Annotated in this window: 5 protein-coding genes; all 5 read left to right on the top strand. The window is 35.1% G+C overall.

The genetic code is table 11. The features are described from left to right. The first annotated feature begins 166 nt into the window (after nucleotides 1–166). A complete protein-coding gene (locus WCG23_13170) occupies nucleotides 167–811 on the top strand; it encodes a hypothetical protein (protein ID MEI8390822.1) in 645 nt (214 codons plus the stop codon). Nucleotides 812–928: 117 nt separating this feature from the next. Further along, nucleotides 929–1,168, top strand: coding sequence for a hypothetical protein (locus WCG23_13165; protein ID MEI8390821.1), 240 nt, complete (start codon nucleotides 929–931; stop codon nucleotides 1,166–1,168). A 356-nt stretch (nucleotides 1,169–1,524) separates the two neighbouring features. Next, a complete protein-coding gene (locus WCG23_13160; protein MEI8390820.1) occupies nucleotides 1,525–1,782 on the top strand; it encodes a hypothetical protein in 258 nt (85 codons plus the stop codon). 38 nt (nucleotides 1,783–1,820) lie between these two features. Further along, entirely contained in the window at nucleotides 1,821–2,468 is a 648-nt protein-coding gene (locus tag WCG23_13155) for a riboflavin synthase (protein MEI8390819.1), read from the top strand. Continuing rightward, on the top strand, nucleotides 2,469–3,719 hold a 1,251-nt coding region (locus WCG23_13150), incomplete at its 3' end, for a bifunctional 3,4-dihydroxy-2-butanone-4-phosphate synthase/GTP cyclohydrolase II (GenBank protein ID MEI8390818.1).

Genomic DNA, 3,719 nt, shown 5'->3' with positions numbered 1-3,719 from the left:
TTCGGGAAAATCCGGCTTTGCCGGTTTTCCTGAAAACAAACTCGTTTCAGTATAGTTGTTAAAAGTTGTGAATATTTGTAAATGAATTTTGAAAAACTGACAATTAATTTTTTTGAGCATTTTTTTAAATAAGTAAATAACTGTATTTAAGGAGATAGGCTCAAAAGTGATTTCCAGTACCTTTACACCGAACAGATTATCTTTTTCAGCCAAAAGATTACATTTGCCCGACAAATATATTCAAAGCTTTATAGAATTAAATCCAACTAATAAAGCTGAAATAATCGAGATGTGTGAGCCGGGCGATATAGTTGCGTTTGTAGGAAAAGGACTAAAAGCTTTAGTAGTTAAAGCTGCTACAAAATCAAAAATAAATCATGTAGAGTTAGTTCTCACTAATAGAGAATGCATGGGCTCAGAACGTATTGGAGCCCTGACAGTATGGAAAAAAGAATTAAGCGATGTATTCGGAGATTTATCTACTGATTATAAAGCAGCTTATATTTGCAAACTTAAGCCTGAAATTCGAAAAGAATTATTGTCAAAATCACTTGAATTTAAGACTACTTTAAATAAACTTGCGCAAACTCCCTTTGAAACTTTTAAAAATTGTATAAAACTGGGAATGAATTGTCTTATGGATTTTCCTAAAATATCGGAAAATCCTAAACGCTTAAACTGTGCAGGACTTATAGGAAGTTTTCTAAAAGAAATGAAAATTATTCCTCCTCAAACAAATGTATCATTATTGACGCCCAGAGATATTTTTGATCTGGATATTTTTGAAAAGAAAATTAAAATAAAAACCTGAGTAAAAAATATTTATAAAGTTTTGTAAAAAAGACTGAACTGGACTATTAACTTTTTTATTGAGGAGTTTTTATACTTTTGTATATTTAATTTATTTAAAGAGGAAAGGAAATATATAATGTTTAATTCAGTTCAACAAAAATTTTCAACCCCGAATTACAAAAATATTGCATTTAAAGGAAACGCAGAAAATAAGACAGGCAGAGGCTCATCAGGTAGCCAGCCTGTTAGTGAAGATGTTTATACAGGAAGAAGAGGCTCTTCCCCTGCACCTGCACCCGCAGCTTCAGCAAATAACGGAATCAAAATCCTCGGTTCTTCCAATAATAATTTCATAACTACAAAAAAACCTGCGTAACTGAAGTCATCATTGCCAGATAATTGTATTGTCATTCTGAGGGTTTTAACCCGAAGAATCTGCCCAAAACAGCATTTAAACTAAAACCCAAAAGGGACAGATGTTTCGCTTTGCTCAACATGACAATAAAAAATTAATTGGCAATTTGAGTTAACTAAAATCTTAATTGAAAGCGAAGCAATCTATAAAAATTAAAATGGGCTGCCACGTCAGCACTTTGGGCTTACTTACAATGACAGGTTAATTAATAAAAACATATTTTTATATAAATTTTACCCGCTTGATTATTATTAAATTTTTAAAAAATATGCTTTAATTATTTGTGTAAAAAACTTGTTCGCAAAGGAGATTATTTCATGGCAAAAACAACAGTTTTGGGGATTTTATTAAGAAAAAGAACTATAACAGCAACAGCTTTTCAGGAAATTCTGTCCCGTCACGGCTGTAATATCAAAACAAGAATAGGTCTTCATACCGCAAGTGATAATATTTGCTCTCCTGATGGCGTAATTCTTCTTGATGTTATCGGAGATGAGGCTGATATTAACAAGCTTGAACAAGATTTAAGAAACGTTGACGGTGCAGATATTCAAAAAATGGTTTTTGAAGTCTAACTGTTTAATAATTTTTGTCTTTATGCTACAAAAATTATATGTTTACAGGCTTAATAGAAGAAATCGGAATAATATCTTCGGTGGTGAAACAGTCGCAGGGAGCGGTAATTTCTGTTACATGCTCCAAAATTCTTGACGACTTAAAACTCGGAGACAGTGTTGCCATTGACGGAGCCTGCCAGACGGTCGTCAAATTGAGAACTAACGGTTTTGATGTCGAAGCTGCAAAAGAAACTCTTGATTTAACAACTTTTAAAGACTTTCAAACAGGAAGAAAAGTTAATTTAGAACGGGCAATGCCTGCGAACGGAAGATTCGGAGGGCATATTGTAAGCGGTCATGTCGACGGAGTAGGGATTTTCAAAAGAAAAACCAATCAGGGTATGGCTGATGTTTATTATTTTGAAGCCCCAAATAATGTTTCAAAATACATCATTTACAAAGGCTCTATCTGTATTAACGGAGTAAGCCTTACTGTTGCTTCTATTGAAGGAAATATTTTTACAGTTTCCGTTATCCCGATGACATTAAAAGAAACAAATTTGCCAAATTTAAATACAGGCGACAAAATAAACCTTGAATCAGATATTTTTGCAAAGTATGTTGAAAAGTTTGTTTTTGCGAAGGATAATAAAACTGAAAATATTACTATGAATTATTTACAGGAATACGGGTTTTTAGAATAAATGGGTATGCTGGACACAAATATTAACAAGGCTAATCAGGATAGATTTGAATTTAGTACCGTCGAAGAGGCAATTCAGGACATTAAAGACGGCAAAATGGTTATAGTAGCAGACAATGAGGACAGAGAAAACGAAGGAGATCTGGTCTGCGCATCTGAAAAAATCACTCCCGAAATAATAAATTTCATGGTAAAAGAAGCACGAGGCTTGATTTGTGCAACTTTAACACCTGAAAGAACAAAAGAATTAAGACTTGAACAAATGGTTCATTCAAACACAGAAGCGCAGGGAACAGCTTTTACCGTAAGTGTTGATGCTGCTGCCTCTTATGGCGTAACTACAGGCATTTCAGCGCAGGATAGAGCCGCAACTATAAAAGTACTTGTTGACCCGAATTCCAAACCGACCGATTTGAGAAGACCGGGGCATATTTTCCCGCTTGAAGCAAAACCGGGCGGAGTTTTAAAGCGTGTCGGACAAACCGAAGCCAGCGTAGACCTTGCAAAATTGGCAGGACTTATTCCCTCAGGCGTTATTTGCGAAATACTTAACGAAGACGGCACTATGGCAAGACGCAACGAGCTTGTTGAATTTGCTAAAAAACACGATTTAAAGTTCATTACCGTTGCACAGCTTATAAAATACAGACTAAGAAACGAAAGATTCGTGGAAAAAGTTATAAAAGCATCTTTACCAACTGCTTATGGAGATTTTGACATTTACGGATACATAAACAGACTGGATAATACAGAGCATGTGGCTCTTGTTAAGGGAACTTCAGAGGATTTTACAAATTCAATACCTCTTGTAAGAATGCACAGCGAATGTTTGACAGGAGATATCTTCCACAGCCAAAGATGCGACTGCGGTGACCAGCTTGCAAGCGCGCTTGAATTTATTCAAAAAGAAGGATTGGGTGCTTTAGTATACCTAAGAGCTCACGAAGGAAGAGGCATCGGCTTAATTAACAAGCTTAGGGCTTATGTCCTGCAAGAGCAGGGGCAGGATACGGTAGAAGCCAACGTTTCATTGGGATTTGCACCTGATTTAAGAGATTATGGCGTTGGAGCGCAAATACTTTTAGATCTAGGTATTAAAAAATTCCGCCTTATAACCAACAATCCAAAGAAAATCATCGGACTTGAAGGCTATGATCTTGAAATTGTCGACAGGGTTTCTATGAACATCGACAAAACTAAATACAATGAAAGATATTTGAATACAAAACGTGATAAAATGAATCATATTTTA

The organism is bacterium, assembly GCA_037147175.1.
In the GTDB taxonomy this organism is placed as follows: Bacteria; Cyanobacteriota; Vampirovibrionia; order Gastranaerophilales; family UBA9971; genus UBA9971.
This window is presented reverse-complemented; position numbering and strand designations above follow the sequence as displayed.

Coding starts and splice junctions, on each gene's coding strand:
- WCG23_13165 (MEI8390821.1), top strand. CDS start 929: ATGTTTAATTCAGTTCAACAAAAATTTTCAACCCCGAATTACAAAAAT.
- WCG23_13160 (MEI8390820.1), top strand. CDS start 1,525: ATGGCAAAAACAACAGTTTTGGGGATTTTATTAAGAAAAAGAACTATA.
- WCG23_13155 (MEI8390819.1), top strand. CDS start 1,821: ATGTTTACAGGCTTAATAGAAGAAATCGGAATAATATCTTCGGTGGTG.